This is a genomic window from Parahoeflea halophila (genome assembly GCF_900220985.1).
GTDB classification, from domain to species: domain Bacteria; phylum Pseudomonadota; class Alphaproteobacteria; order Rhizobiales; family Rhizobiaceae; genus Hoeflea; species Hoeflea halophila.
Window position 1 is genome coordinate 369,442 of record NZ_OCPC01000001.1, and the last position, 26,418, is coordinate 395,859.

Genomic DNA, 26,418 nt, shown 5'->3' on the forward strand with positions numbered 1-26,418 from the left:
ACAATGTCTAAGCGAAGAAAAGGTTCCGCCTCACTGGCGCGGCCATGTGGGAGATGAAGACGCTGATGCTCTTGTCCCCCGCCCGGCCGGAGCCCCTGTCAGGGTAGCGGCCGCAGGGTGCCCCGTTCGATCACCCGGCAGGGAAACAGCCGCGCTTCGGGGTAACGATCGGGATTCTCCAGCATCGACACGATCAGCTCGATGGAGGAATTAATGATCTGGCTGATTGGCTGGCGGATTGTGGTCAGATTGATGTTTTCCCAGCCGGCCATTTCCATGTCATTGAGCCCGATCAGGCCGATGTCGCCCGGCACCGAAAGACCGGTACCGGTCACCGCGCTGAGCGCACCGATCGACAACACGTCGTCACCGCAAAAATAGGCCTCTGCCGTACGATCCTTGAGGCACCTCAGCATTTCCGCCCGCCCGGCATTGAAGGAATAGGCTGCGGCGAAGCTGTGCCGCGTCCTGACACCGGGATGCCGCTGCAACTCCTCGATGAAGCCGCGCAAACGGTCTTGGGTCGAGGTGGCACTTTCCGGACCTCCCAGAAAGCCCACATCGCGATAGCCGCGGCGTACCAGTTCCCGCGCCGCCATGCGCCCGCACTCGACATTGTCGATGCCGACGACATGCACATCAGGCGAGCTGGCGTAACGGCCGAAACTGTTGACCACCGGTATGCCGGCATCGCGAAACGCCTTGGCGAAACCCGGCGGCAACGTCGACGAGGCCACCACCACGCCATCGACCGAATATTGCCGCAACATGCGGATCGACTGCGCCGGATCGGTTTCATCCGACAGGTTGACCAGCAACGGCCGGAGGCCTCGATCCTGCAGCCCGCGGGTGAACCGGTCGAACACCTCGAGAAAGATCGGATTGTGGAAGTTGTTGGACACCAGTCCGATCAACTTGGTCCGTCCGGTGGTCAGGCTCGAGGCCAGGGCGTTGGGACTGTAGCCGAGTTCACTGGCCGCCTTTTCCACCTTCTTGCGCATGCCGGGCGACACCGATGCACCGGCGGTAAAGGTGCGCGACACGGCTGCGCGCGACACCCCTGCCCTTTCGGCGACATCCTTCAGCGTCGGCGGCATCGATTGTTGTCTCCTGTTCGCACCCGGTCCGGCACCCCTGCATTTGCGCCAAGATAGCCACTAAAAGCAAGATTACCGGTCTCGTTTTTGCAACCGGTTGCAGGAGTTCTTGAAGCGCAAAGTTCCTGAACCATCCTGTCCTTGTCATGGAGACGGAGGCTCAAGGACTTCCATTCGCTCAAAAATGAACACCCTCGGAAGCCATCAACCGGCACAGCCCCGAACAGCTCCTCGATGCCGCCCAGCACGGACGGGTTGCGGGACCTTGTTGACGAGATGAACCTTCAAAGGCGCGCTGCGACAGTGCGCCTCTTTCATGTTTGGCCTGTAATTTTCAGAGGACACAACCATGACGCAGCGTTGCGATGCGGAAATCGGGGCTGCCGAAACTTTATTCCCGGAAACCCACAACCGATTGTCACATAACTGTCGTGCACCCTTGTCATTTGTCCGCGCACGCAGAATAGTCTGCGCTGGGAAAAAGATAACCCGGAGGAAGACCATGACTTTGAAATCCATTCTCTTGAGCACCATTGCCGGTGTGGCCATGTCCATTGCCGCACCGCTGTCCGCATCTGCCGCCGATTGCGAGCGCGGCACGCTGGACGAACGCTATTGCGATGTTGACGGCGACCTGATTGCCGACATTCCGAGCGATGAATCGGAGCTTATCGATCCCGACACGCTGATCTTCGCCTACACCCCTGTGGAAGATCCGGCTGTCTACAAGGAAGCCTGGTCCGATTTCCTGACTCATCTCGAAAAGGTCACCGGCAAGAAATCCGTCTTTTTCCCGGTTCAGTCCAACGCCGCGCAGATCGAAGCCATGCGCTCCGGCCGCCTGCACATTGCCGGCTTCAACACCGGCTCAAACCCGCTGGCTGTCAATTGCGCCGGTTTCCGCCCCTTCACCATCATGGCATCGGAAGATGGCGGCTTCGGCTACGAGATGGAAATCATTACCTACCCCGATTCCGGCATCGAAAAGGTCGAGGACATCAAGGGCAAGGACCTCGCTTTCACATCCGAAACCTCAAACTCCGGCTTCAAGGCACCGTCCGCGATTCTGAAGGCCGACTACAACATGTCAGCCGGCACCGACTTCAATCCGGTGTTTTCGGGCAAGCATGACAACTCGATCCTCGGCGTCGCCAACAAGGATTACCCGGCAGCCGCCATCGCCAACTCGGTGATGCACCGCATGATCGAGCGCGAAGTGATTACGCCCGATCAGGTCAAGTCGATCTACAAGTCGCAGACCTTCCCGACCACCGGCTTCGGCACGGTCTATAATCTCAAGCCCGAGCTTCAGGACAAGATCAAGGAAGCCTTCTTCACCTTCCCCTGGGAAGGCTCTTCGCTGAAGAAGGAATTCGAAAAGTCCAATGAAGGCCAGTTTCTTGAAATGAACTACAAGGACTTCTGGGACGTGATCCGCAAGATCGACGCCGCCAACGGTGTCGAATACACCTGCGGCTGATCCCCATCTCTCTGGCGCCGCGTATCCGCGCGGCGCCACACTATTTTCGTGACGGGGCCCCATGCTCGAACTCAAGAACCTGACCAAGACCTATCGCACCGGCGACAAGGCACTTCAGAACGTGACGCTGACAATTCCGAAAGGCCAGGTGATGGCGCTGATCGGTCCGTCCGGCGCCGGCAAGTCGACCCTGATCCGCTGCATCAACCGGCTGGTCGAGCCGACCGAAGGCAGTGTCATACTCGACGGCACCAACATCACCACGCTCGGCACGGGCGCGCTGCGCCGAATGCGCCGCAAGATGGGCATGATCTTCCAGCAATACGCGCTGGTCGAACGCCTCACCGTTATGGAGAACGTGCTCTCCGGTCGTCTCGGCTATGTCGGCTTCTGGCGCTCCTATTTGCGCAAATATCCGCAAGCCGATATCGACGAGGCGTTTCGCCTGCTCGACCGGGTCGGACTGCTGGCGATGGCCGACAAGCGCGCCGACGAGCTTTCGGGCGGGCAGCGCCAGCGTGTCGGCATTGCACGGGCCCTAATCCAGAATCCCCGCTTGCTGCTGGTCGACGAGCCGACCGCCTCGCTCGATCCCAAGACCTCGCGCCAGATCATGCGGCTGATCTGCGAACTCTGCGCCGAACGCGATCTCGCCGCTGTCATCAACATTCACGACGTGGCGCTGGCGCAGATGTTCGTCGAGCGCATTGTCGGCCTCAAGGCCGGTGAGCTGGCCTTTGACGGCAAGCCGACCGAAATGACCGAAGACGTGCTGACCAGCATCTATGGCGAGGAAGACTGGCACGCCACCATCCGCGAAGTGGATGACGAGGACACCGACATCGAGGATCCCGCGGCATGACCACCGCCACCCTTGATGACAGGCTCGGCACCACCTGGAAGAAGCCGCCGCTGATCACCAACCCTGCCCTGCGCTGGGGCCTGTTTGTCGGTGCAGCAATCTATCTCGTACTCGCCGTCACCTCGCTTGACGTCAACTGGGCGCGCGTCGCCGAAGGCATGAGCCGCGGCTGGGCCTTCATCACCTCTTTCTTCAATCCGGATTTCACCTCGCGCGGAAGTGACATCTGGGACGGCATCCTCGAAAGCATCATCATTACCATTACCTCGACAGTGGTAGGGATCCTGATCTCTATCCCGATCGGTCTTGGTGCTGCACGCAACATCGCGCCATTGCCGGTCTATCTGGTCTGCCGCGCCATCGTTGCGCTGTCGCGGGCTCTGAACGAGATCATTGTCGCGATCCTGCTGGTGGCGATCTTCGGATTCGGCCCGCTCGCAGGCTTCCTCACTCTCTCCTTTGCCACCATCGGTTTCCTGGCCAAGCTGCTGGCCGAAGACATCGAGGAAATGGACAAGGTGCAGGCCGAAGCCATCCGCGCCACCGGCTCGACATGGCTGCAATGGATCAATTACGGCGTCCAGCCGCAGGTCATGCCGCGGCTGATCGGCCTGTCCATGTACCGGCTCGACATCAATTTCCGCGAATCCGCGGTGTTGGGACTGGTCGGCGCCGGTGGCATCGGCGCTACGCTGAACACCGCCTTCGATCGTTATGAATTCGACACCGCGGCGGCGATCCTGCTGATCATCATCGTCACCGTCATGGCGCTGGAGTACCTCTCCGGCATCATCAGGGCAAAGGTGCAATAATGCCGGTATCAACTGACGCACAGGGCGCCAAAATCTGGCAATTGCGCAACCGCAAGCAGACGCTCATCCGCTGGGCAGGCTATCTTGCCGCCGTCGCCATCTTCATGTGGTGCTGGCAACGGATTTCCGAGGCCACGACATGGTTCTTCGTCTGGGATGCACCGCGGATCGCCGCGGACATCGGTGGCCGCGCCTGGCCTCCGCGCTGGTCCTACATGGACAATCTCTGGGAACCGCTCTGGGATACGCTCAACATGGCGACCCTGGGCACTTTGCTGGCCTTGGTAATGGCGGTGCCGGTGGCGTTTCTGGCCGCACGCAACACCACGCCAAGCGCCGTTTTCATCCGTCCGGTGGCGCTGTTCATCATCGTTGCGACCCGTTCGATCAACTCGCTGATCTGGGCCTTGCTGCTGGTCGCCGTCATCGGCCCCGGCGTGTTTGCCGGATTGTTGGCGATTGCTTTCCGCTCGATCGGCTTCTGCGCCAAGCTGCTCTATGAGGCGATCGAGGAGATCGACCATACCCAGGTCGAGGCGATCACCGCGACCGGTGCCAGCCGCTGGCAGGTGATGGCCTATGGCATCGTGCCGCAGATCATGCCCGCCTTTGCCGGGATCAGCGTCTTCCGCTGGGACATCAACATCCGCGAATCCACCGTGCTCGGCCTTGTCGGCGCCGGCGGCATCGGGCTGCAGCTGCAGTCCTCGCTCAACACACTGGCCTGGCCGCAGGTGACGCTGATCCTGATTGTCATCCTGGCCGCCGTGGTGATCGGCGAGTGGGTTTCGGCCAAGGTGCGTGGAGCGATCATTTGAGCACCGGTGCAGCAATCCTGAAAGGTGCGGATACGGCCGTCGCCTTTGGCGAATACGAGTCCGTACGCCACCGGCTCCCCGCCCCGCGCCCGCCGTCCACCTCGGTCCGCGCGGAACATCTCGACGCCATCGCCGAGCATTTCGACGTCTTTCTGCTCGATGCCTTCGGAGTTTTGAACATCGGCGAGTCCGCCATTCCTGGCGTCGTCGACCGCGTCAACGGATTGCGCGCGCGCGGCAAGCAGGTTCTCGTGGTCACCAATGCTGCCGGCTACCCCTCTTCCGTGCTGCATGAGCGCTACCGGCGGCTTGGCTACAGCTTCGCCACCCCGGACGTGGTGTCGAGCCGGATGGCGCTGCTCAAGGGCCTGAAGAACCACGCCAACCGCAAATGGGGCCTGGTCGCAGCCCCGAAATTCGGCCGCGAGGAACTGCCCGAAGGGGCAATCTTCCTCGAGGACGATCCGGCCGCCTATGCCGAAGCCGAAGGTTTTCTGATGCTCGGCGCTTCGGCCTGGAGCGAGGCCCGGCAGGCGCTGCTCGAACAGGCGCTCAGGGACAGGCCGCGCGAACTGCTGGTCGGCAATCCCGATCTGGTCGCGCCGGTCGAATCGGGCCTGTCGCGCGAACCCGGCCACTACGCCCACCGGCTGGCTTCTGCCACCGGGGTGGAGCCGGTGTTTTACGGCAAACCGTTTCCAGCGATCTTCGACCTGGCGCGGGAACGCATCCGCCCAGGCACGCCCGATGACCGTGTGGTGATGGTCGGTGACACGCTGCACACCGACATTCTCGGAGGCAGTGCTGCCGGTTTCCGCACGGCTTTGATCCAGGGCTACGGCTTTTTCGACGGCGCCGATCCGGATGCGTCTATCGCCGCCTCAGGCATCATTCCCGACTTCATCCTCGACCGCCCCTGAGCGATCCGGCCAGCGCACCGTCCGCTTCCCCGATCCGGTCACTGCAGGCCGAAGCCGTTCCGCCGCGTGGTCTTGATGCACGTCTAGGCGGCAAGATCCATGACTCCGATGACCCTCCCCGACAGGCCGTTTCAACCAGCCTTTCGGGAGGGCCTCATGTCGGCAGCCAACACGAATGTCATCTGGTTTGAAGATCTGTCGCGCGGCGACATCAGCCTCGTCGGTGACGCCCGACAGTTTCGTCGCGGTGAAGCAGGATGGCGCCGAGGCGGAAAAATCATCGAACAAGTAGGCGCTCCGGCACCGGAGCAGATTGAAACCGCCTGCCCTGTTGTGTGATGGTCGCCGCCATGTCTGATATCCTCACCATCACGCTCAATCCTGCCTACGACGTATCGACCGAGGTTGGCACGGTGACGCCCGGTCCCAAACTGCGCTGCGCGCCGCCCCGCTTTGATCCCGGCGGCGGCGGCATCAATGTCAGCCGCGCCATCTCCCGGCTTGGCGGCGTATCTACGGCCTTCGTCGCGCTGGGCGGCCAGACCGGGGCGATGTTTCACGCCCTGCTCGGCACCGAGGATTTCGATGTGGCGACGTTCGAGATCTACGGCAACACCCGCCAGTCGCTCGCCGTCATCGAGACTTCGACAAGGCAGCAATACCGGTTTCAACTGCCCGGACCGGACTGGTCGCCCGAACAGACCGCGGCCATGCTGGACCGTCTGCAACCGCATCTGAGCCGCGGCCGGATCGTGGTTATGTCAGGCAGCCTGCCGCCGGGTGTGCCTGCCGACATTGCCTCGACCGTCAACCGCCTCGCCGTCGAGGGCGGCGCACGGCTGATCCTCGATACCTCCGGGGCGGCCCTCATCGCCGCGGCGGCCAATTCCGGCCCGCCTTTTGCCCTTCTGAGAATGGATGGCGCGGAAGCCGCCGAAGTCTCGGGCCGGACATTCACCTCTCCGGCCGCGCTGGCCGATTACGGGCTCGACCTGATCCGCAGCGGCGCGGCGGAGCAACTGGTGATGTCGATGGGCGCTGCCGGCACGGTCGGCGTGTCGGCGAACGAGCGCTTCTTCTGCCAGCCACCCCGGCTTGAACCGCACAGCGCCGTCGGCGCCGGGGATAGCATGGTTGCGGCCATCGCGCTCGAATTTGCGCGCGGCGGAGACCTGAATGACGCCGTTCGCCATGGCGTTGCCGCCGCCGGCTCCGCCGTGCTCACCCCGGCCACGGAACTCTGCTCGAAGGCCACTGCAGACGAGATCCTGGAACAGGTGGTAACACGCGGGATCTGAAAAAGCCCGGACCGCCACGCCGGGGTTCGGAACTGGAGTGCCTGCGCTTTCACTCGGAGATGGCTGTGACGACGCCCGCATCGAGAAGCTCTTCGGCTTCCGGATACCACATGCTTCCGGGCGCTGCGGAATGCATGCGGGCGACGAAATCCTGCTTCACCCCGGCGGCGAGATAGAGCGCCTTGTCCTTGCCCTCTTCGTCCTTCGGCCTGGCTCCCAGCACATCATAATCGGCCTCGATCCGGTACTGATGGAAGCCGAGCCTTCCGCCCGGCTTCAACCGCCGCGTCTTCCCGCCGATGAAGGCTGTTGTACAGGCGGACGAGCACTCATCGGCAACCAAGGTGGCAAGACCCCTGTCGCGAAACAGGCGCGCCAACCCACGTGCTTCGTAGATGTTGCCGCCCGCGCTCGACAGCACGATCTCGCCGATCCCCGGGTCTTCGGCCAGCAGCGCCGCCAGCCTTCTGGTAACGCCAAGCTCCAGCGTGCCGTCGATCAGAAGGGCGCTGTCGGAGTCCCGGAATATCCGGTATTTGCCGGCACGTTCCGCATCCATCTTCTCGGCATAGTTTTCATAGTCCGGCACGTCGAGTGTCATTTGCCAGGCTTGCAGCGCGGAACTGGCGGTCAGCCAGAAGGCCAGCAGCACACCAAGCTGCGCGCCCCAGTGCAGCGCGATCGCACCATGATGTCGAATATGGTTCTCCCCTGCCCGGAACACGCCGACCGCCTGCCAGACAAAGACCACGCCGTGAAGCAGGATCGCAGCCACAAGCACCGCCGGAGCCCAGTCGTGATAGTCGTGATATTTCGCCGGACGGGCCAGATCCTGCAGCAGGAAGATCGCGGCACGCAGGGCGACCAGATTGACCGCCAGCGACCATACCAGCCCCTGCTCCCCGCGCCAGTGGGTGACGATGTAGCGTGTGACGGTCTTCAGTGACATAAGCACAAGCTATCACAAACGCTTCGATCAGAACCTCAATTTCGAGGCATAGTCGCCAATCACCTCGGCTCTGCGTTTGAGCGCCGCGCGTTCGCCCTCGTCCAGATCCGGCATCAGCGTGGCTACGATGCCCGCACGGCCGACGATACGCGGCAGCGACAGCGGTACATTCGTGATGCCTTCGAATTCTTCGTTGACCTGCGAGACGCTCAGCACCGTGCGTTCATCGTCGGCGGTCGACTGGAAGGTGCGCGCAAGGCCTGCGCCGATGGCAAAAAACGAACATCATTTTCCAGAGCGCACACACACACGGCTGCAACCGCGCCGGAGGTAAGTCTGGCGGGGAATTTACCGCCCGAGACACCGGACGGGTACGGCAGGCACCGCGCTTAGTATCGGAAGCGCGCTGCCTGCGGTTTCAGGGGGATCAGGACGAACGGGCGTCTTCGGTGGCGTCGATCGCCTTGCGCAGATACCCGTCACGGCCATAGATATCGGCAAAATACTCGACCTTGCCGCTGTCATCCGGCCAGGCCGTGAAATAGGCCACATGTACGGGTATTTTCGAGGTCAGCTCAACCCGCTTGTTCTGGCCGCCGGCAATGTGACTGCCAATTTCGTCGACCGAGGAACCCAGAACCTTTGCGGCCATGGCGCGGGGGTCCTGCAGGCGGATGCAGCCGTGGCTGAAAGCGCGGGTGTCGCGCTCAAACAGCGATTTCGAGGGCGTGTCATGCATGTAGATGGCATGGCGGTTGGGGAACAGGATTTTCAGTTCGCCCAGCGCGTTGCTGCTGCTCGGCGGCTGACGCACGCCGATATTGCTGCTGCGACCAACAGTCGACCAGTTGATGTTTCTCGATGCTACCCGCTTTCCGCCCGCCGTCACCTCATAGCCGAGACGATCGAGATAGGACGGATCGGACCTGAGCTTCGGCACCATCTCGTTGAAGATGATCGACTGCGGCACGCCCCAATAGGGATTGAACTCGACCAGTTCGATCTCGTCGTCGAAAAAGTTGGTCTGGTTCGAGCGTTTGCCAACCACGACCCGCATGGAAAGCTCTGATTTGCCTTCGTCGAAATAGGTGGCCGTGTAGGCGGGCTGGTTAATGAACACCCGCCGCGAAGCCAGTACGCCTGGCAGCCAGCGCGCCCGCTCCATGGCGAGCCGCACCTTTTCGATCCTGTCTTCGTTGGTGATGCCGACCAGCGCCCGCCGCGTTGCGGGTCCAACGATGCCGTCCGGCTTGAGCCCGGCTTCCTTCTGGAAGGCCTTCACCAACGCCACCAGTTCCTGATCATATTCAGGCTTGCCGGCATAGCTGGCAAACAACAGCGCGTGGTCGGTCTTCAGCGCATCGCTGCCCTTCTTTTCGATCGCCGCCATCACGTTGGCAAGCTCGGGATCGGACTGGCCCGGCCTCAGCATGACATTGGGCGCGATCTCGATACGTGCGACATCGTCGAGGTCCTGCAGGCGCTTGAGCTCCGCCGTCAGGGCTTCGAAATGCGCGCCTTGCGGGTTCTGCGCCAGCAGCGCCGCAGCTGGATCATCTGCCTTGGAAAGCGCTTCAAGCTGTTTGACCAGATCCGGGCTCTTGCGCTTGAAATCGTGGTAGCCGGAGATCCGGTTGGGATCGACCCGGCCGCGCGTGGCATCGAGGATATAGCTTGCAACGGCCACCGAAAGCTTCATTTCGAAAGCCATCAGCTCCTTCTGGCGCTCGGTGCCCTGGGTCACATCGAAGGCATCCGCCGGCACCTCGACCTTGTAGTCGGCCGCCGACAGTCCGACGGTGTCCGCAGCGTCCAGAACCTCGATCACCGCACGGGCGCGATCAGTCACAGCCGTACCTGCCACCCAGACATAATCGGGATGCACCGAATAGTGGTCAATGACCGCCTTGGCCACCTCCGGCAGTGCCCGCACGGACAGTTCAGCCAGCGCCGGCCGGCCTTCGGCAAAAGCATCGATCCCCAGCGGCGCCAGCCCCATATCGTCGATGCCGGCGGTCACGACGGGATCCGCAATCTCGCTGAAAGCAACCTGAACCAGGGTATCTGGCTTGTAGCGGTGGTAGCTCGGCCCGCTGATGCGAACCTGCTTGACCCGCTTGGGCGCCGCCACTTTCTGCCGTGCGCGTTCCTGCGCGGCTTGCTCACGCTTGCGCTGGGCGGGGCTCTTGAACAGGGCATCGAGCAAGCCCTGCGCCTGAACGGGAGGTGTCGGCGCAACAACGCCGGTAAAGGTCACTGCGATGGCGATCATCGCCACACCTGTACGCATCCTGATACTCATACCCAGCCCAAATTGTTGTGCGCAAAGCCTAAGCTGCGCGCGTTCAGCGGAATTGGCGATTTGGGCAAACCTTACCAAAGGATGGTTACCAAGGAAAGAATGCGAGGCGATTTCAATGACCTGAATTGTCACCCTTTCGTGACCGCAGGCAACACTTCAGCCGGGACACCGTCGCAGCGATTGCCGGCCTCCCCGCCTCAAAATCAGGCCTGCCGGGACGACGCCGGGGCCATCTCGTACCAGCCCTTGGACCGGTTGACGACCCAGACCAGCGACAGCATCACCGGCACCTCGATCAGCACACCCACCACCGTGGCAAGTGCTGCGCCGGAGTTGAAGCCGAACAGGCTGATGGCCACGGCTACCGCAAGCTCGAAGAAATTGCTCGCCCCGATCAGTGCTGACGGGCCCGCGATCACATGGGTCTCGCCGATCACCCGGTTGGCCACATAACCGATTCCGAAGATCAGATAGGTCTGGATGATGATCGGCACCGATAACAGCACGATGATCATTGGTTGCGCCAGAATGGCCTGTCCCTGAAAGGCAAACAGCACCACCAGCGTTGCCAAAAGCGCCAGGATCGACAGCGGCTGCAGCTTTGACAACAGCGCCTGAAGCCTTGCCTCGCCGCCACCGGCCAGCATTCGGCTGCGCAAGATCTGGGCAATGATCACCGGCACCACGATGTAGAGCGTGACCGACAGCAGCAGGGTCTGCCAGGGCACCGTGATCGCCGAAACCCCCAGGAGCACCGCGACAATCGGGGCGAAGGCAATCACCATCACCACATCATTCAGGGTCACCTGGCTTAAGGTGAACAGCGGATCGCCCCTGGTCAGGTTGCTCCAGACAAACACCATGGCGGTGCAGGGTGCCGCCCCGAGCAGGATGAGCCCGGCGATATAGCTGTTGACCTGCTCCGCGGGCAGCAACGGCAGAAACAGCCAGCCGATGAAGAACCAGGCCATCACCGCCATGGTAAACGGCTTGATCGCCCAGTTGACGATCAATGTGACTGAAATGCCGCGCCAGTGCCGGCCTACCTGCCCCAGCGAGGCGAAATCGATCTTGACCAGCATCGGTATGATCATCAGCCAGATCAGCACCGCCACAGGCAGATTGACACTGGCGATCTCCGCTGACCCGATCACCTGGAAAAACGCCGGGAACACATATCCAAGCGCGATACCGGCGATGATGCACAAGGCAACCAAAAGGGTCAGGTAGCGCTCGAATGTCGACATGTTCTACTCCTGTTGGCGTATTCTGCTTTGCGGCTTGGCAGTCCCAGTCGCGTCAGACCACCTGTTGACGAAAGCTGCCGAAATTAAAATCCATAAATCATGATATGTTGAATTGTTCAAGCTCCCCTACGGGCGACATTCGTGCAATTGCATTTGTCCGGCCTTCATCCTAAGACCTTGCCCACAATTCCGCGACAACTCAGTGACTGGAAAGGCAACCCGTGGCGAACGATCTCTTCCCCCTAGGCCCCGACACGACCACCTGGAAAAAACTGACTGATAAACATGTTGGTGTCGAGGAGTTCAAGGGCCAGGAAATTCTCACTGTGGACGCGGACGGACTGCGGATGCTCTCCGAAGCCGCGTTCGGCGATATCAATCACCTGCTCCGGCCAGCGCATCTGCAGCAACTGGCAAAGATCCTCGACGACCCGGAAGCCACCGAGAACGACCGGTTCGTCGCCTTCGACCTGCTCAAGAACGCCAATATTGCCGCCGGCGGCGTGCTGCCCATGTGCCAGGACACCGGCACGGCTATCGTCATGGCCAAGAAGGGCCGCAGGGTCTGGACCGAGGGCGGTGACTACGAAGCCCTGGCCGGCGGCGTGATGGACGCCTACGAGCGCCGCAACCTGCGCTATTCACAGCTCGCCCCTCTTTCGATGTTCGAGGAAAAGAACACCAAGAACAACCTTCCCGCCCAGATCGACATCTATGAAGAGGGCGAGGACAGCTACGACTTCCTGTTTGTTGCCAAGGGCGGCGGCTCGGCCAACAAGACCTTTCTGTATCAGGGTACGCCATCGCTGCTGACCCATGACCGGATGATCGAGTTCCTGCGCGAGAAGATCCTCACGCTTGGCACCGCTGCCTGCCCGCCCTATCACCTTGCTGTGGTGATCGGCGGCACATCGGCCGAAATGAATCTCAAGACGGTCAAGCTCGCGTCGACCAAATATCTCGACGAACTTCCCACCGAGGGCTCGGACTCCGGCCATGCCTTCCGCGATCTGGAAATGGAAGCCGAAATCCACAAGCTCACGCAGCAAATGGGTGTTGGCGCCCAATTCGGCGGGAAGTACTTCTGTCACGATGTCCGGGTCATCCGCCTGCCCCGTCACGGCGCTTCGCTGCCGATCGGGCTCGGCGTTTCCTGCTCGGCTGACCGCCAGGCCAAGGGCAAGATCACCAAGGAAGGCATTTTCCTCGAGCAGCTGGAAACGGATCCGTCGAAGTACCTGCCGGAAATCGACGAGGAAAAGCTGTCCGCACATGTGGTCAAGATCGATCTCAACCGGCCAATGAACGAAATCCTCGCGGAGCTGTCCAAGCACCCCATCAAGACGCAGCTGTCGCTGACCGGCTCGATCATCGTAGCGCGGGATCTGGCCCATTCGAAGATCCGTGCGCGGCTGGAAGCCGGCGAACCGATGCCCGACTATCTCAAGAACCACCCCGTCTATTATGCCGGACCGGCAAAGACACCGGAAGGGTATGCTTCAGGTTCGTTCGGCCCGACCACTGCCGGCCGGATGGATTCCTATGTCGACCAGTTCCAGGCGTTCGGCGGCTCGATGGTCATGCTCGCCAAGGGCAACCGCTCTCGTTCTGTGCGAGATGCCTGCGCCACACATGGCGGCTTTTACCTTGGATCCATCGGCGGGCCTGCTGCCCGTCTGGCTCAGGACTGTATCCGTAAAGTCGAGATCGTGGAATATGCAGAATTGGGCATGGAAGCGATCTGGAAAATCGAGGTCGAAGACTTCCCTGCCTTCATCGTGATCGATGACAAGGGCAATGACTTCTTCAAGGAGCTGAATCTCGGCTAGTAACCAAGACAAGCAACCCGGGATGCATCGCAACTGGAAACCAACTGCCAAGGGCTGTCATTAACATTTCCCCAAGATTTAACCCGTAAGAATATTGGTACAAGAGCTATGAAAGCGACGTTAGGGACGAAAGATGACGGTAGCACCTACAAACAAGGTCCAATCTATGGACACCGCTACCCTGGTGCTGGCAACCATGCGCCGCCGCGGTATTTCCGGCCTTCCCCGCAACTATGAGCTTGTCTACGAGGCTCTGAACGCATCCAACCCGACGCTGACCAAGCAGTTTGATGCGCTGGGCCGCAATCCGGCGCAGGACGATCTGGACGCGCTGGGCAAGAAGATGTTTCCTCACCATTTTCGCGCCGGTGTGGTGGAAGGCGCCCATGACAAGATTTCCGGCGAGCTCGATGGCATGCTCCGGCTGCTCAAGCAGGAACAGTCCTCGATGGAGAGCTACTCCAAACTGCTCGGCGAAGCCTATAACCGCATATCGTCCAAAAGCATGGCGAGTGCCGAGATCTTGAACAATGTCATCAGCGTTCTCACCAACGCAACCGGCGACAGCATGGAAAAAGGCAAGGTCGTGGTCGAGCACATGGTCGAACGCGCCCGTGAGATGGAGCAGGTCAAGCTGGAGCTCGACGAGTACAAGCGCATTGCCAACACCGATCCGCTGACCCGCCTGTCAAACCGCCGTGCCTTCGATGATGTGCTCGCCAACATCTACAATGAACAGCGCAATGCCATGTACTATGCCCTGATCGTGGCCGATATCGATCACTTCAAGAAATTCAACGACACCTTCGGACACCCGGTCGGCGACAGGGTGCTCGGGGTTGTGGCCGCGGTGATGAAAAGCACCTTGCGCAAGGATGTGTTCGTCGCCCGTACGGGCGGCGAGGAATTTGCAGTTATCCTGCAGGGCACAAGCCTGGAAATCACCATGGAAATTGCCGAACGACTGCGCACTGCAGTCGAATCGACGCCATTGAGAAACCAGAAAACCGGCGTCAATTACGGTCCCATCACCTTGTCATTGGGCGTCTGCATGGCAAGTGATGCGGAAAGCGCTGAAGAGCTCTACAACAAAGCCGACGTCGCGCTCTATACGGCCAAGCACAGTGGCCGCAACAAATCGCAACTCTACAAGCCGGAACTGAACCAGGATTTCGAAAAGAACTGGGCCATCTACAAGACCTGAGACTGTTTGCGGCCCCGTTCGCAACCAGATCGTTTGTTTTCGGACTCGGTCAAGATCAAAATCGCAAACGGCATGGCATGAAACTGGACAGTCCGACGCGAAGCAGCTACCGATAGCGGTCTGGGGTGAAGGCGGAAAGCCGAGCCCTCGGCAAAGCACCGCACCGTCTCCATAAACCCAGCCCCGGATCGTGACATGAAACGCCTGATTTCTTCCGTCTTCCTGGCCTTCTGCCTGGTGATGCCTGCCGCCGTGCAGGCGCAGCCGGCCGGCCAGTCTTCCGCCGAATCCAAGACACTCCTGCAAATTCTGTTTCCACCTTCGAAGAATTACAACAAGTACCACCGCTCGGATAAGTCGCCGATAAAGCGCAAGGTGGTCTCGTTTAAGGAGAACCATCCGAAAGGCACGATCGTCATCGATACCTCTGATCGCAGGCTTTATCACGTGATGGGCAAGGGAAAGGCCATGGCCTACGGCATCGGAGTCGGCCGCGAAGGCTTCACCTGGCAAGGCCGGAACCGGATCACCCGCAAGGCCGAATGGCCGGGCTGGACCCCGCCGAAGGTGATGCGTGACCGGGTCAAGCGCCAGGAAGGCCGCGTGCTTCCGGCTTACATGCCGGGCGGCCCCGACAATCCGCTGGGTGCGCGCGCGCTTTACATCGGCTCGACAATCTACCGGATTCACGGCACCAATCAGCCCTGGACCATCGGCAAGGCAATGTCCTCGGGTTGCATCCGCATGGCCAATGAAGACGTCGAGCATCTTTACGAGAAGGTGAATGTCGGAACCCGGGTTGTTGTCCGCAATTAGGCGATCAACGCTCCCGCCAAAAACACGAAACCGGCCTGAAAAGGCCGGTTTTTTTGTCACCAGAGGCTGTTCTTCGCCCGCTCCGGCCACTCCCGGTCATAGCTGCGGGCATCGAAATCCTGCTTGAGTTCGCGCATCAGGCTGCCGGGTGTCGGCAGCTCTGCGGGATCCGGCCAGGTGGAAGCCTCCCAGACCCTTGAGCGCATCAATGCCCTTGCGCACTGGAAATAGACCTCGTCGATGGTGATGACCATGACGGTCCGCGGCTGCTTGCCTTCCATGGCAAGACCGGCCAGCAGATCCGCATCCACCGAGATCTCGGCCCGGCCGTTGATCCGAAGGGTGCTGTCGGATCCCGGGATCAGGAATAGAAGAGCAACCCGGCCGTCGCGCACGATGTTGCGCAGCGAATCGATCCGGTTGTTGCCGCGCCTGTCAGCCAGCAACAGTGTCCGCTCACCCCTGATCGCAACCGCCTGCCCCGGATCACCACGGGGTGAACAGTCCAGCCCCTCCGGCCCACAGGTCGCCAGTGTCATCAGCGGTGAAGCTTCGATCATCTTTCGATAGCCGCTGGTGAGACGGTCGCTCACTTTGATCCGTGAGGCGTCCCCGCTTTCTCCGTAGATGGCCTCAAGTTCCGCTACCGTCCTGATGATCGTCACGCAAGCCTCCGGGATCTCCTGATTTGACGTGCCGCAACGCTATCGCCTTCCCGCGCGGATGGAAGAGGCAGATCGAGGATCTCGGCCTCCGTCGCCGCTTCGCCAAGAAACCCGACAACCGCGCGCGTCACCGGTTCGGCGGACACGATGCGGCGATGGCCGAAGCCATTGGCCTTGAGCAGCCGGACATGCGGCCCGGTGCGCGTGATCGCTTCGGCATTGCAAAAGGCCACTTCCTTGTCGTCCTCCGCGTGGATCACGAGAGTGCGGATCTTGAGATCATGCATCATGCGATCGACACGGAACTCCGACAGCGGACGACCTGCGAACCGCAGCACCTGGCGTTCGAAGGCGTTTTGCGCGGCGGCACCAAGCCCCATCAGCTTGCCGGCCCAGCGAAACACATCGCTCATGTCCGACGGCGCCGCGATGGTAACGATGCGGTCAGGCCGCCGCTGCGGCACGTGCAGGATCGAGCCTGCGGCTGCCGCCATCACCGAGGGACCGCCAAAGGAATGGCCGACAAATGCATCAAACGCGCCATGCTGGCGCCATGCCGCGTCGATGGCCTCCACCGCCTTGCCAAGATGCAGCGTCCGCCCGCTCGAGGCGCCGTGGCCAGGCAGATCGAGGCAGACGACAGTGTGGCCCGCGGCCACCAGCGCCTCTGCCAGCGTGATCATGTGATCGCTGCGCGAACGGTAGCCGTGCACGATGAGGATCTTCTGCCCGGTCTTGCAATCAGCGTCGGGACGAAACACATGGGTGGCGACCACGCTGCCGGGAATCACCAGGTGGACGGTTTCGCTTTCGGCCATGCGTTCACTGGCCTTTTCGAGCGCCTTGCGTTCCTTTTCGCTCTGCGGCCTGGTCGAGCGGGTACGGGTGAACAGCCAGAACGCCAGTTCCCCGGCCTTCTGCGGCGATTGAGCGGCGACCAGACGAAGTGCCGCACGGGTGACCTTTTCAACAAGAGATGCCATAGTGGGTTATCCAGATTGGTTCAACTATGAACAGAATTGTACAACTATGAACAAAAAGCAAGCCCTGCCCTGGGACAACCCGCGTTTTCACAACTGGATTGCCGTTGCCCGGGCCTGTCAGGTGATGGGATTGTCTTTGGCGCGCGCGCTTCAGCCGCTCGACATCAAGCCGCCGCATCTTGATATTCTGGTGAACCTTTTCCGCACTCCGGGCATATCGCAGCAGGATCTGGCCGATAAGCTGCTGGTCGGCCGCTCGAACCTGTCCATGCTCCTGCCACAGCTGGAAAAACGCGGCCTCTTGCTGAGAAAAAGCGACCCGCAGGACCGGCGCGTGTTGCGACTCGAGCTCACCGATGCCGGGACGGAGCTGACACGGGAAGCGCTCGTCATCCAGACAGAAATCATCGAACGCGCCATGAAAACCGCGGATACCGAGGAATGCAATCTGGTCGGCGAGGTCATGACCCGGATCATTCGGGAGCTGACCAGATCGGGTACCGACGAATCGCAGGCCGACGAGATCGCGGTTCGCAGGAAAGCCTGAACAGACGCCTCAGAAGATTCTCGACATGCCCTTGTCCGCCAGTTCGGCCATGTACTCGGCCCAGCGCTGATCCTTGCTTTCCCCCAGCTCGGAGAGGAACGCCCAGGTGAAAATGCCGGTGTCATGAGTGTCGTCAAATACCAGTCTGACCGCATAATTGCCGACCGGCAGAACCTTGGAAATGGCCACTTCCGACTTGCCGCCCACGGTCACCCTCTGCCCGGGCGCATGTCCCTGAACCTCCGCAGATGGCGAACGCACCCGCAACAATTCGGCTTCGAGGTCGTAGGACCGGCCGTCATCAAACCGGACCGTCAGCATCTTCCTGTCGGCAGATACCCGAAGTTCTTTCGGCCATGCCTTCTCATGATTGCTCATCGGTTCGGCTCCTCGCATACACGCTTCGTCACGCTGATCTAGAACCGATCCGGCGGCATCACAAGCCACGCCGATCAAAACATCCCTCGGCCTGTGCCGCAGACCCCCTTGCCTGTTATGGCCTATCGACGCGGGGCCTTGACGCAGCAGCAGTAGATGACGACATTGAATGCCGGACAACGAGGAAACTCTCCATGCAAGACACCGCTGCGCCGATGATGATCGACCCTTTTGGCCGGGCAGTGAACTATCTCCGCGTCTCGGTCACGGACCGTTGCGATTTCCGCTGCACCTATTGCATGGCGGAGAACATGACATTCCTGCCCAAGAAGGATCTTCTGACCCTTGAAGAGCTGGACCGGGTGTGCACGGTTTTTGTCGAAAAGGGTGTCCGCAAGATCCGCCTCACCGGGGGCGAGCCGCTGGTGCGCAAGAACATCATGCAGTTTGTCCGCCAGGTCGGCCGTCACATCGATGCCGGGCGCATGGACGAGTTGACGCTGACAACCAACGGCTCCCAGCTGGCCCGCTTTTCGTCAGAACTCTATGACTGCGGCGTGCGCCGCATCAATGTCTCCATCGACACGCTCGATCCGGACAAGTTTCGCAAGATCACCCGTTGGGGCGAGTTGGGCAAGGTGCTCGAAGGCATCCGTGCAGCCCAGGCTGCAGGCTTGAAGATCAAGCTCAACGCCGTGGCTCTGAAGGGCTTCAACGACGCTGAAATCCCCGACATGCTCAGATGGGCCCACGGCCAGGGCATGGACATGACCGTGATCGAAACCATGCCGATGGGTGAAATCGACGAGGACCGCACCGACCAGTACATGCCGTTGTCGCTGCTCAGAAGCAATCTCGCCCGCCAGTTCACGCTCGAAGACATCGCCTACCAGACCGGCGGCCCTGCCCGCTATGTCCGCGTGGCAGAAACCGGCGGCAAGCTCGGCTTCATCACCCCGATGACCCACAATTTCTGCGAAAGCTGCAACCGCGTGCGATTGACCTGTACCGGCACGCTCTACATGTGTCTTGGTCAGAACGACGCCGCCGATCTGCGTCAACCGCTCAGGGCATCCGAAGGCAACGAACTGTTGTCAGCAGCCATTGACGAGGCCATCACCCGCAAGCCGAAAGGTCACGATTTCATCATCGACCGGACCACCAGGCAGCCCGCCGTCTCCCGCCACATGAGCGTCACGGGAGGCTGAGCAGGCCTGACCTTCATTCCGGCCGGTCTAGCCTGCCCCACGACTGATCAATTTCCGTGATGGACCTGCAGTCCAGCGTGACTGTGTCGCCCGTTGCAACAATGCTAGTGTATTGCTCGAGCCAGCGATTCCCTGCTGACATTTCCCGGATCTACCATGGCATTATCCAGCAATATGCGCGGTGCGTTGTTCATGTCCCTGTCAATGGCAGGTTTCACCTTCAACGATTCGCTCGTCAAGCTGGTGACCGGTGACATCAATGTCGCCCAGGTCATGTTCCTCCGCGGCGTGGTCGCCACACTGCTGATTTTTCTGCTGGCACGGCATCGCAAGGCGTTGCGTTCGCTGCGGGTGCTGCGCGATCCCTGGATCGGCCTCCGGGTGATTGGAGAGGTCGGCGGAACACTGACCTTTCTCGTAGGCCTGACCCATATTCCGCTGGCCAACGCGTCGGCGATCCTCCAGGCCCTGCCCCTCGCCGTCACCCTGGGCGCCGCGCTGTTTCTCGGCGAACCGGTGGGCTGGAGACGCTGGGCCGCGATCATTGCCGGTTTCGTCGGGGTGCTCATCATTGTCCGTCCCGGTCTCGAGGGCTTCTCGCCTTTCGCGCTGATGATCGTCGGCACGGTGATCTTTGCTGCCACGCGCGACATTGCCACCAAGAAAATCAGAGCGGACATCCCGTCGCTGTACCTGTCGACCATTACCGCTGCAGCCGTCGCTTTGGCCGGCCTCGTCCTGATCTGGCCGATGGGCGGCTGGCGGCCGGTGACGGCGTCGGATCTCGGCCTTATCAGCCTGGCTGCATGTCTGCTGCTGGTCGGCTACCAGTTCATCATCATGGCCATGCGCGAAGGCGAGATTTCCTTCATCGCTCCATTCCGCTATACCAGTTTCATCTGGGCCCTGCTGCTGGGCATGGTAGTGTTTGGCGAATATCCGGATGCCTTCATGATCACCGGCGGTGTGATCGTGATCGGGTCTGGCCTCTATACGCTCTACCGCGAACGCATCAAGAGCGCGGCCAAACCGGCAACCCGGGCCGCACCTCGCCACTCACCATGACGAAAAAGCCGTTTTGTTCCGATCGTTCAAGCGGAACACGCCGCCCACTTGGGATGGCTTTTCGCCAGATTTCTCCGGCGTCCCGGAAGAATCAGCACATACGGGAGTTGCCCGCTTGGGCCGGGCCGGAACTTCGGCTTCCAGCTCGTCGAGCAGCCTGACATGCGAACAGTCGCCCCATTTCGCATCGCAAAAAGGGCAATGGTCAATTTCCCCGTCGCCGGACATTAGGCTCCACCCATCTTGAACAATAGATTAGATCAGAGACCCACAAAAATCTACTGGATTCAAGCTTTCAAATCGGAAACGCAAAGTATTCGCTAATCCATTGGCATGCAACCAGGACCGGCCGGTTTGCTTAACGGCATCGAGCGTGCAAGCCCGATCGCCGAACCCGGCGGAATTCGGTTGCATCCCCGGTGCTGAAGGCACAAAACACCAACGATGAACAAGACAGTCTTTCTCAATCGCACAACCCCGCCGCACATCGCCACTCTTGTGGTGATCGCGGGCCTGAGTGCGTTGAACATGAACCTCATTCTCCCCTCGCTGCCAGGCATTTCCACCTATTATCAGGCAGATTACGCACTGGTTCAGCTGGCCGTGTCGGGCTACCTGGCCGTAACCGGCCTGTTGCAATTGGTCATCGGTCCCTTGTCGGACCGTTACGGCCGGCGCCCGGTGATGATCGTGAGTCTCTCCATCTTCCTCCTGGCCACCGCTCTGACGCCCTTTGCGCCCAGCATAGAGGTGTTTCTGGCCATCCGCATGCTGCAGGCTGCAGTGGTATCCGGGATGGTGCTGTCCCGCGCAGTGGTCCGCGATATCGTCAGCGCCGACCAGGCAGCCTCGATGATCGGCTACGTCACCATGGGCATGACACTGGCACCGATGATCGGCCCGGTGCTTGGCGGTCTGATGGAGGAGCTGTTCGGCTGGCAATCGGTGTTTGCGCTGCTGTTCGCCTGCGGCCTTGCGGCGTTCATCCTGTTGCTCACTGACCTGGGAGAAACCAACCAGAACCGCTCGCCCAGCATGCTGGTCCAGTTCCGCGCCTACCCGGAACTTCTCCGCTCCCGCCGTTTCTGGGGCTATTCGCTGACAGCCACCTTCGCATCGGGATCTTTCTTTTCGTTCTTGGGTGGCGGCCCGTTCGTGGCCACCCGGATCCTCGACATGGAACCTTCCGAACTGGGTCTCTACTTCGTGTTCATCGCGCTGGGATACATGGCCGGCAACTTCCTGTCCGGGCGTTTTGCCAGCCGCATCGGCATCAACCGCATGATGGTGACGGGATGCATCATTGCCACCTTGGGCATGATCATGACCCTGGCCCTGTTTCTTGCAGGGCTGTGGCATCCAATGTCGTTCTTTGGTCCAATCTTTTTCCTCGGACTTGGAAACGGGGTCACGCTGCCCAGTGCCAATGCCGGCATCGTCAGCGTCCGTCCGCACCTGGCCGGCTCTGCCTCAGGTCTCGGCGGCGCCATGATGATCGGCGGCGGCGCCGCCCTGTCTGCCTTCGCCGGGTCCATCATGTCCCCCGAGACCGGTCCCTACCCCCTGATCATCGTCATGCTGGCTTCCTGTGTCGTCTCCATTTTTGCAACGCTCTACGTCATCCGCGTCGAGAACAGCCTTACCGCAGACGCAAGGATCAACGGCGCCTGATCAAGATCGCGGACTGGCTGCACCGTCAATGCCTGCGCTACGAACGCCCATGGTGAAACCTTACCCAAACTGGCTTTGGGTAAGACTGTATTTCCTGTTGCAATCGCCCGCGAAACAGTGGGAATATCCGTCCCAGCGCGGTGAGCAACACCTGCGATCATGGGAATGCGGCGGTCAACAAGCCGCAATCCTGCCAACAGAGAGGACACCTATGTTTATTTCAAAACGCATCACGCTGGCAGTCTCCGCTGCCGCCCTCATCCTGTCGATGGGTGCCGCGGCCCAGGCAGAGAGCCATGGAGGCATCAAGAAGGTCGTCATCGGCACGGAAGGTGCCTACCCTCCCTTCAACAATCTCGAATCCGACGGAAGCCTCGTCGGCTTCGACATCGACATCGCCAAGGCGCTGTGTGAAGAGATGAAGGTCGAGTGTGAATTCGTCACCCAGGATTGGGACGGCATCATTCCCGCACTTCTTGCCGGCAAGTTCGACGCCATCATCGCCTCGATGTCGATCACCGAAGAACGCAAGGAAAAGGTCGACTTCACCAACAAGTACTACAACACACCGCCGGCGATTGCCGTGCCGAAGGACAGCCCGATCACCGAAGCCTCCGATGCAGGCCTTGCCGGCAAGCTGATCGGCGCCCAGTCCTCGACCACGCACTCGAACTACGCGGAAGAGAAGCTGCCGTCGGCTGAGCTCAAGCTCTACCCGACCCCGGACGAGTACAAGCTCGACATCGATTCGGGCCGCATCGACGCGGTCATCGACGACGTCATCGTGCTGAGCGAATGGCTGAAATCCGATGCCGGCACCTGCTGCAAGCTGCTCGGCACCCTGACACCGGACCCGGTGATCAATGGCGAAGGCGCCGGTATCGCCATTCGCAAGGGCGAAACCGAGCTGCGTGACATGTTCAACACCGCCATCGCGGCGATCCGCGAAAACGGCACCTACGAGGAAATCAACGACAAGTATTTTGAAGTTGACGTCTATGGCGACTAAGCCGGCCATTCACCGGTAGAGACCGCAAAAGGGCGGCGGGCGAGGAATTCGTCCGCCGCCGCGCACCAAGACCGCACCAATGCGGCACGGGTCAGGGGACAGCATGGAACCGACAGCAACGCTGGGAGCCCAGCTTTATGCGTTCGTATCGCTGTTCGACCCGTTCTGCGGCCCAGTCGGGGTACTCAACCTTCTGCCGGAAGGTTCGCTTCTGTCATGCGGCGACACCGGCTGGGGAGACGAGGTCGCGCGCGGCTTCTTCGTCACCATCACGCTGGCGCTGTGTACGCTTCCCATCGGGCTGATCATCGGCCTGTTTCTTGCACTGGCCAAGCAGACCGAGATCCGCTCGCTCCGCGCTGCCGCCGACATCTACACCACCATCTTCCGCGGCCTGCCTGAACTTTTGACCATCTTCATGATCTATTTCGGCCTGCAGATCGCGGTCCGCGAAGTCGCCATCGCACTCGGATTCGAGCGCGGCTTCGACATCAATTCCTTTGTCGCAGGCACCATTGCGCTGTCGCTGGTCTTCTCCGCCTACGCCTCGGAAGTGCTGTCATCCGCCTTCAAGGCGATCCCCAAGGGCCAGTACGAGGGGGCCCATGCGCTCGGCCTGCGCCCGGGCAAGACCATGCGGCTTGTCATCCTGCCGCAGCTTGTTCGCATCGCCCTGCCAGGTCTCGGCAATCTCTGGATGATCCTGATCAAGGACACGGCACTTATCTCGGTGATCGGGCTGGGCGACACGCTGCGCCAGACCGGCATTGCCGCCAAGGTGACCAAGGAAGCCTTCTTTTTCTACAGCATTGCCTGCCTGTTGTTCCTGGCGCTCGCCATGGCCTCCTCGGTGGTGTTCTCGAAGATCGAAACCCGGGTGCGGCGTTCGGGAGTGAGCCGATGAGCATTGCCAACGACCTGATCCCGCCGCAGCCGCCGCCACCGGTCGAAGCTTTCCGCTGGAGCGGCCTGCGCATTCTAGGCGCTGTCCTGCTCGGCCTCTGGATCGCCGCCGGAATCGCCCTGGTGCTCTGGCTGGTGGACGCCTGGGACATCGACAAGGTCGCCACCTACGGGCCGAAATTCCTTTCCGGACTGGGCGTCACGCTGACCCTGGTGGCCATATCGATCTCGCTCGGCGCACTGCTTTCGGTCCCCGTCGCCTTCGGCCGGATGTCATCCAACCGCTTTCTCTCTTCTATAGCTTACGGCTACGTCTATTTTTTCCGTGGCACACCGCTGATCGCGCAACTGTTCCTGATCTATTACGGCTTCGGCAGCTTCCGCCACGAACTCGAGGCCGTTGGCCTGTGGGTGTTTTTCCGCGATGCCTGGAACTGCGCCCTGTTCGCATTCACGCTCAACACCGCAGCCTACCAGGCCGAAATCCTGCGCGGCGCAATCGAGAGCGTGCCCCGTGGCCAGCATGAAGGGGCTGCAGCCCTCGGACTGACCCGGTTCCAGACCTTCCACCGCATCATCCTGCCGCAGGCGATGATCGTGGCGCTGAGGCCTTACGGCAACGAGATCATCCTGATGATCAAGGGCTCGGCGATTGTCGCCATTGTCACCGTGTTCGACCTGATGGGCGAAACCCGGCGCGCCTATTCGCGCACCTTCGATTTCCAGACCTATATCTGGGCCGCGGTGTTTTATCTCATCATCGTCGAGACCCTGCGCAACATCTGGGAAAAGCTCGAACAGCGGCTGACCCGCCACCTAAAGCGCTGACACGCCAATCCCCGCTTGCCGCGCCCGCGCCTTTGTATAAAAGGAGCGCGAAACCGAAATTGGAGCCGTTCATGGCCAAGACCGACGACGATGCCCTTGCGGAAGCCTACAACCGTGCGCTCGCGCTGGAAAAATCCGGCGACTTCGACCTGGCTGCTCAAGCCTATGCGGAAGTCCTGGCGCTTGATCCCGACGATCACGGCGGCGCCGCGGTGCGGCTTGCCTCGATGAAGCGTGGTGAGGTGCCGGCGCGCGCACCGGAAGCCTATGTCACCACCCTGTTCGACCAGCATGCGGAAGTTTTCGACAAGGTTCTGGTCGAGGATCTCGGCTACCACGTGCCGCTGCTGCTCAGACAACGCCTGATCGAGCTTGGCGAAACCAGCTTCGAGCGGATGCTCGATCTCGGCTGCGGCACCGGCCTGACCGGCGGTGCGCTGGAAGACATGGTCGATGACGCCACCGGCCTCGACCTGGCCGAGAACATGGTCGAGATTGCCCACGAAAAAGGCCTCTACGACACGCTCTATGTCGCCGACGCCGTCGACTATCTCGAAGACAACGAGGATGACCCTTTCGACCTCATCGCCGCCACAGACGTGCTGCCCTATCTCGGCGCGCTCGAACCGCTGTTCGTAGCGGCGGCGAGAAACGCCCTGCCCAAGGCGCTGTTCTGCTTTTCCAGCGAAACCCTGCCCGACGCGGATTTTGAAGGCCGCCCCTACACCGTCGGCCGCTTCCAGCGCTTCGCCCACACGCAGGCCTATGTCCGCGAGGCACTGTCCGCCGCGGGCTTCGAAACGCTTGAAGCCGGGGATATCATTGTCCGCCACGAACAGGGCCTGCCAATCGCGGGGCATCTCTTTATTGCACGGAAGAGCTAAGGCTTGCTGATTAGGTGCGAACAGGCCCAACTGCTTAAAGTGGGCCACACCCGCCGACTACAGTTTGGCTTTTGATAGCGTTTAGGGAGTGATTCCTGGCCGCCACCAGTTCGGACGCCATGCTTTGTAGGAATGTGCATCGGGCCTGAGCACCTCCAAGGTACGGCTTGTCGAAAACCCCGGTCAGAATGGCCACGGCCGGAGCGTCGTCCATAGCCCCGATACTGCTGCCGCAGACCGCACAAATGGCTCGGCTTGACGTCTCCGATGAACGAAAAGTGCTCGGTTTGCCGCCCGGACCGGTCCATTTGACGGAGTCCGCCGGAAACTCCACCCATGCTGCTGTGAGAGAGCCTGTATGACGTTGGCACATGCGGCAGGAACATGTGTGCGGAAATTCGGGAGGCGACATCGTGCGAAACCTGATATTTCCGCAGATACATCCGCCTTCAAGCGGCGTCATCGTTCGTGCCCTCACAGACGGATTATCCGTTCATTGTTCCCGACCGTCCTCGGCAAAGTGCTGATCTGCCTGACACTCCCCATCCCACAAGCTGGTGTTCATACACTTTGACGCGCCTTTCACCATTGCCAAGCTTCCAGATCCGCAAACGCCGCCAGGCATTCAGAGCGGCGATAAAGG

The 26,418-nt window shown here is 60.8% G+C and carries 27 protein-coding genes; 18 read left to right on the top strand and 9 right to left on the bottom strand.

What is annotated here, in order from left to right:
• Positions 1-98: 98 nt before the first annotated feature.
• On the bottom strand, positions 99-1,097 hold the full coding sequence (locus CRO46_RS01810; RefSeq protein WP_097104450.1) for a LacI family DNA-binding transcriptional regulator: 999 nt from the start codon (positions 1,095-1,097) through the stop codon (positions 99-101).
• Positions 1,098-1,599: 502 nt separating this feature from the next.
• Here CRO46_RS01810 and phnD point away from each other — a divergent pair.
• From phnD to CRO46_RS01845, 7 genes are all read left to right on the top strand, one after another.
• A complete protein-coding gene (phnD, locus tag CRO46_RS01815; protein WP_097104452.1) occupies positions 1,600-2,577 on the top strand; it encodes a phosphate/phosphite/phosphonate ABC transporter substrate-binding protein in 978 nt (325 codons plus the stop codon).
• A 61-nt stretch (positions 2,578-2,638) separates the two neighbouring features.
• A complete protein-coding gene (gene phnC, locus CRO46_RS01820; protein WP_097104455.1) occupies positions 2,639-3,439 on the top strand; it encodes a phosphonate ABC transporter ATP-binding protein in 801 nt (266 codons plus the stop codon).
• Positions 3,436-4,251, top strand: a complete 816-nt coding sequence (gene phnE, locus CRO46_RS01825; RefSeq protein WP_097104457.1) for a phosphonate ABC transporter, permease protein PhnE — start codon at positions 3,436-3,438, stop codon at positions 4,249-4,251. Before phnC ends, phnE (CRO46_RS01825) begins: the two co-directional genes overlap by 4 nt.
• Positions 4,251-5,069, top strand: a complete 819-nt coding sequence (phnE, locus tag CRO46_RS01830; RefSeq protein WP_097104460.1) for a phosphonate ABC transporter, permease protein PhnE — start codon at positions 4,251-4,253, stop codon at positions 5,067-5,069. Before phnE (CRO46_RS01825) ends, phnE (CRO46_RS01830) begins: the two co-directional genes overlap by 1 nt.
• Complete coding sequence (locus CRO46_RS01835) at positions 5,066-5,989, top strand: HAD-IIA family hydrolase (RefSeq protein WP_097104463.1); 924 nt, start codon at positions 5,066-5,068, stop codon at positions 5,987-5,989. Before phnE (CRO46_RS01830) ends, CRO46_RS01835 begins: the two co-directional genes overlap by 4 nt.
• Positions 5,990-6,145: 156 nt before the next feature.
• The gene (locus CRO46_RS01840) at positions 6,146-6,328 is read left to right on the top strand and encodes a hypothetical protein (protein ID WP_097104465.1); all 183 of its coding nucleotides are present in this window, start codon (positions 6,146-6,148) and stop codon (positions 6,326-6,328) included.
• Positions 6,329-6,339: 11 nt separating this feature from the next.
• Positions 6,340-7,287: a 1-phosphofructokinase family hexose kinase gene (locus CRO46_RS01845; RefSeq protein ID WP_097106405.1), complete on the top strand. Its 948-nt coding sequence runs from the start codon at positions 6,340-6,342 to the stop codon at positions 7,285-7,287.
• Between the two features lie 49 nt (positions 7,288-7,336).
• Here the strand turns inward: CRO46_RS01845 and CRO46_RS01850 are convergent, their stop codons facing one another.
• The 4 genes from CRO46_RS01850 to arsB form a co-directional block, all read right to left on the bottom strand.
• Positions 7,337-8,236, bottom strand: a complete 900-nt coding sequence (locus CRO46_RS01850) for a COG3904 family protein (RefSeq protein ID WP_097104467.1) — start codon at positions 8,234-8,236, stop codon at positions 7,337-7,339.
• Positions 8,237-8,263: 27 nt separating this feature from the next.
• On the bottom strand, positions 8,264-8,452 hold the full coding sequence (locus CRO46_RS01855; RefSeq protein ID WP_097104470.1) for a hypothetical protein: 189 nt from the start codon (positions 8,450-8,452) through the stop codon (positions 8,264-8,266).
• 211 nt (positions 8,453-8,663) lie between these two features.
• Positions 8,664-10,526, bottom strand: a complete 1,863-nt coding sequence (locus CRO46_RS01860; RefSeq protein WP_097104472.1) for a L,D-transpeptidase family protein — start codon at positions 10,524-10,526, stop codon at positions 8,664-8,666.
• A gap of 215 nt (positions 10,527-10,741) precedes the next feature.
• Positions 10,742-11,785, bottom strand: coding sequence for an ACR3 family arsenite efflux transporter (gene arsB / locus CRO46_RS01865; RefSeq protein ID WP_097104475.1), 1,044 nt, complete (start codon positions 11,783-11,785; stop codon positions 10,742-10,744).
• Between the two features lie 221 nt (positions 11,786-12,006).
• Between arsB and CRO46_RS01870 the strand changes: the two genes are divergently transcribed.
• The 3 genes from CRO46_RS01870 to CRO46_RS01880 all read left to right on the top strand — a co-directional run bounded on the left by CRO46_RS01870 (position 12,007) and on the right by CRO46_RS01880 (position 15,634).
• Entirely contained in the window at positions 12,007-13,614 is a 1,608-nt protein-coding gene (locus tag CRO46_RS01870) for a fumarate hydratase (protein WP_097104478.1), read from the top strand.
• Between the two features lie 133 nt (positions 13,615-13,747).
• Positions 13,748-14,818, top strand: coding sequence for a GGDEF domain-containing protein (locus CRO46_RS01875; protein ID WP_097104481.1), 1,071 nt, complete (start codon positions 13,748-13,750; stop codon positions 14,816-14,818).
• Between the two features lie 195 nt (positions 14,819-15,013).
• Entirely contained in the window at positions 15,014-15,634 is a 621-nt protein-coding gene (locus tag CRO46_RS01880) for a L,D-transpeptidase (RefSeq protein WP_097104483.1), read from the top strand.
• A gap of 56 nt (positions 15,635-15,690) precedes the next feature.
• Here CRO46_RS01880 and CRO46_RS01885 read toward each other — a convergent pair whose 3' ends face one another.
• Both CRO46_RS01885 and CRO46_RS01890 read right to left on the bottom strand, forming a co-directional pair.
• Entirely contained in the window at positions 15,691-16,299 is a 609-nt protein-coding gene (locus CRO46_RS01885; protein WP_097104485.1) for a pyridoxamine 5'-phosphate oxidase family protein, read from the bottom strand.
• Positions 16,296-17,282 carry an alpha/beta fold hydrolase gene (locus CRO46_RS01890; RefSeq protein WP_097104487.1) on the bottom strand — a complete coding sequence of 329 codons (987 nt, stop codon included), beginning with the start codon at positions 17,280-17,282 and terminating at the stop codon, positions 16,296-16,298. The genes CRO46_RS01885 and CRO46_RS01890 overlap by 4 nt, the downstream gene beginning before the upstream one ends.
• Positions 17,283-17,328: 46 nt before the next feature.
• Between CRO46_RS01890 and CRO46_RS01895 the strand changes: the two genes are divergently transcribed.
• Positions 17,329-17,829: a MarR family winged helix-turn-helix transcriptional regulator gene (locus CRO46_RS01895; protein ID WP_097104490.1), complete on the top strand. Its 501-nt coding sequence runs from the start codon at positions 17,329-17,331 to the stop codon at positions 17,827-17,829.
• A gap of 9 nt (positions 17,830-17,838) precedes the next feature.
• On the opposite strand, the gene CRO46_RS01900 is transcribed toward CRO46_RS01895, so the two are convergent.
• Positions 17,839-18,207, bottom strand: coding sequence for a gamma-butyrobetaine hydroxylase family protein (locus tag CRO46_RS01900; protein ID WP_097104492.1), 369 nt, complete (start codon positions 18,205-18,207; stop codon positions 17,839-17,841).
• Between the two features lie 194 nt (positions 18,208-18,401).
• Between CRO46_RS01900 and moaA the strand changes: the two genes are divergently transcribed.
• The 7 genes from moaA (at position 18,402) to CRO46_RS01935 (ending at position 25,775) form a co-directional block, all read left to right on the top strand.
• On the top strand, positions 18,402-19,415 hold the full coding sequence (moaA, locus tag CRO46_RS01905) for a GTP 3',8-cyclase MoaA (RefSeq protein WP_097104494.1): 1,014 nt from the start codon (positions 18,402-18,404) through the stop codon (positions 19,413-19,415).
• A 156-nt stretch (positions 19,416-19,571) separates the two neighbouring features.
• Positions 19,572-20,480, top strand: coding sequence for a DMT family transporter (locus tag CRO46_RS01910; protein ID WP_097104497.1), 909 nt, complete (start codon positions 19,572-19,574; stop codon positions 20,478-20,480).
• Between the two features lie 444 nt (positions 20,481-20,924).
• Complete coding sequence (locus CRO46_RS01915; protein ID WP_097104499.1) at positions 20,925-22,151, top strand: multidrug effflux MFS transporter; 1,227 nt, start codon at positions 20,925-20,927, stop codon at positions 22,149-22,151.
• A 211-nt stretch (positions 22,152-22,362) separates the two neighbouring features.
• Positions 22,363-23,160, top strand: a complete 798-nt coding sequence (locus CRO46_RS01920; RefSeq protein WP_097104501.1) for an ABC transporter substrate-binding protein — start codon at positions 22,363-22,365, stop codon at positions 23,158-23,160.
• Between the two features lie 103 nt (positions 23,161-23,263).
• Complete coding sequence (locus CRO46_RS01925) at positions 23,264-24,064, top strand: ABC transporter permease (RefSeq protein WP_097104504.1); 801 nt, start codon at positions 23,264-23,266, stop codon at positions 24,062-24,064.
• The gene (locus CRO46_RS01930) at positions 24,061-24,891 is read left to right on the top strand and encodes an ABC transporter permease (RefSeq protein WP_097104506.1); all 831 of its coding nucleotides are present in this window, start codon (positions 24,061-24,063) and stop codon (positions 24,889-24,891) included. Before CRO46_RS01925 ends, CRO46_RS01930 begins: the two co-directional genes overlap by 4 nt.
• Before the next feature lie 71 nt (positions 24,892-24,962).
• On the top strand, positions 24,963-25,775 hold the full coding sequence (locus tag CRO46_RS01935; protein WP_097104507.1) for a class I SAM-dependent methyltransferase: 813 nt from the start codon (positions 24,963-24,965) through the stop codon (positions 25,773-25,775).
• A gap of 34 nt (positions 25,776-25,809) precedes the next feature.
• Here CRO46_RS01935 and CRO46_RS01940 read toward each other — a convergent pair whose 3' ends face one another.
• Positions 25,810-26,238: a GFA family protein gene (locus CRO46_RS01940; protein ID WP_342170730.1), complete on the bottom strand. Its 429-nt coding sequence runs from the start codon at positions 26,236-26,238 to the stop codon at positions 25,810-25,812.
• Positions 26,239-26,418: the final 180 nt, after the last annotated feature.

Excerpts from the sequence above, each read along its gene's own strand:
- phnD (WP_097104452.1), top strand. The coding sequence starts at position 1,600 with ATGACTTTGAAATCCATTCTCTTGAGCACCATTGCCGGTGTGGCCATG.
- CRO46_RS01935 (WP_097104507.1), top strand. The coding sequence starts at position 24,963 with ATGGCCAAGACCGACGACGATGCCCTTGCGGAAGCCTACAACCGTGCG.
- CRO46_RS01910 (WP_097104497.1), top strand. The coding sequence starts at position 19,572 with ATGGCATTATCCAGCAATATGCGCGGTGCGTTGTTCATGTCCCTGTCA.
- CRO46_RS01915 (WP_097104499.1), top strand. The coding sequence starts at position 20,925 with ATGAACAAGACAGTCTTTCTCAATCGCACAACCCCGCCGCACATCGCC.
- CRO46_RS01810 (WP_097104450.1), bottom strand. The coding sequence starts at position 1,097 with ATGCCGCCGACGCTGAAGGATGTCGCCGAAAGGGCAGGGGTGTCGCGC.
- moaA (WP_097104494.1), top strand. The coding sequence starts at position 18,402 with ATGCAAGACACCGCTGCGCCGATGATGATCGACCCTTTTGGCCGGGCA.
- phnE (WP_097104460.1), top strand. The coding sequence starts at position 4,251 with ATGCCGGTATCAACTGACGCACAGGGCGCCAAAATCTGGCAATTGCGC.
- CRO46_RS01860 (WP_097104472.1), bottom strand. The coding sequence starts at position 10,526 with ATGCGTACAGGTGTGGCGATGATCGCCATCGCAGTGACCTTTACCGGC.
- CRO46_RS01875 (WP_097104481.1), top strand. The coding sequence starts at position 13,748 with ATGACGGTAGCACCTACAAACAAGGTCCAATCTATGGACACCGCTACC.
- CRO46_RS01880 (WP_097104483.1), top strand. The coding sequence starts at position 15,014 with ATGAAACGCCTGATTTCTTCCGTCTTCCTGGCCTTCTGCCTGGTGATG.
- phnE (WP_097104457.1), top strand. The coding sequence starts at position 3,436 with ATGACCACCGCCACCCTTGATGACAGGCTCGGCACCACCTGGAAGAAG.
- CRO46_RS01890 (WP_097104487.1), bottom strand. The coding sequence starts at position 17,282 with ATGGCATCTCTTGTTGAAAAGGTCACCCGTGCGGCACTTCGTCTGGTC.
- CRO46_RS01920 (WP_097104501.1), top strand. The coding sequence starts at position 22,363 with ATGTTTATTTCAAAACGCATCACGCTGGCAGTCTCCGCTGCCGCCCTC.
- CRO46_RS01845 (WP_097106405.1), top strand. The coding sequence starts at position 6,340 with ATGTCTGATATCCTCACCATCACGCTCAATCCTGCCTACGACGTATCG.
- CRO46_RS01940 (WP_342170730.1), bottom strand. The coding sequence starts at position 26,238 with ATGACGCCGCTTGAAGGCGGATGTATCTGCGGAAATATCAGGTTTCGC.
- CRO46_RS01895 (WP_097104490.1), top strand. The coding sequence starts at position 17,329 with ATGAACAAAAAGCAAGCCCTGCCCTGGGACAACCCGCGTTTTCACAAC.
- arsB (WP_097104475.1), bottom strand. The coding sequence starts at position 11,785 with ATGTCGACATTCGAGCGCTACCTGACCCTTTTGGTTGCCTTGTGCATC.
- CRO46_RS01840 (WP_097104465.1), top strand. The coding sequence starts at position 6,146 with ATGTCGGCAGCCAACACGAATGTCATCTGGTTTGAAGATCTGTCGCGC.
- CRO46_RS01850 (WP_097104467.1), bottom strand. The coding sequence starts at position 8,236 with ATGTCACTGAAGACCGTCACACGCTACATCGTCACCCACTGGCGCGGG.
- CRO46_RS01925 (WP_097104504.1), top strand. The coding sequence starts at position 23,264 with ATGGAACCGACAGCAACGCTGGGAGCCCAGCTTTATGCGTTCGTATCG.
- phnC (WP_097104455.1), top strand. The coding sequence starts at position 2,639 with ATGCTCGAACTCAAGAACCTGACCAAGACCTATCGCACCGGCGACAAG.
- CRO46_RS01900 (WP_097104492.1), bottom strand. The coding sequence starts at position 18,207 with ATGAGCAATCATGAGAAGGCATGGCCGAAAGAACTTCGGGTATCTGCC.
- CRO46_RS01930 (WP_097104506.1), top strand. The coding sequence starts at position 24,061 with ATGAGCATTGCCAACGACCTGATCCCGCCGCAGCCGCCGCCACCGGTC.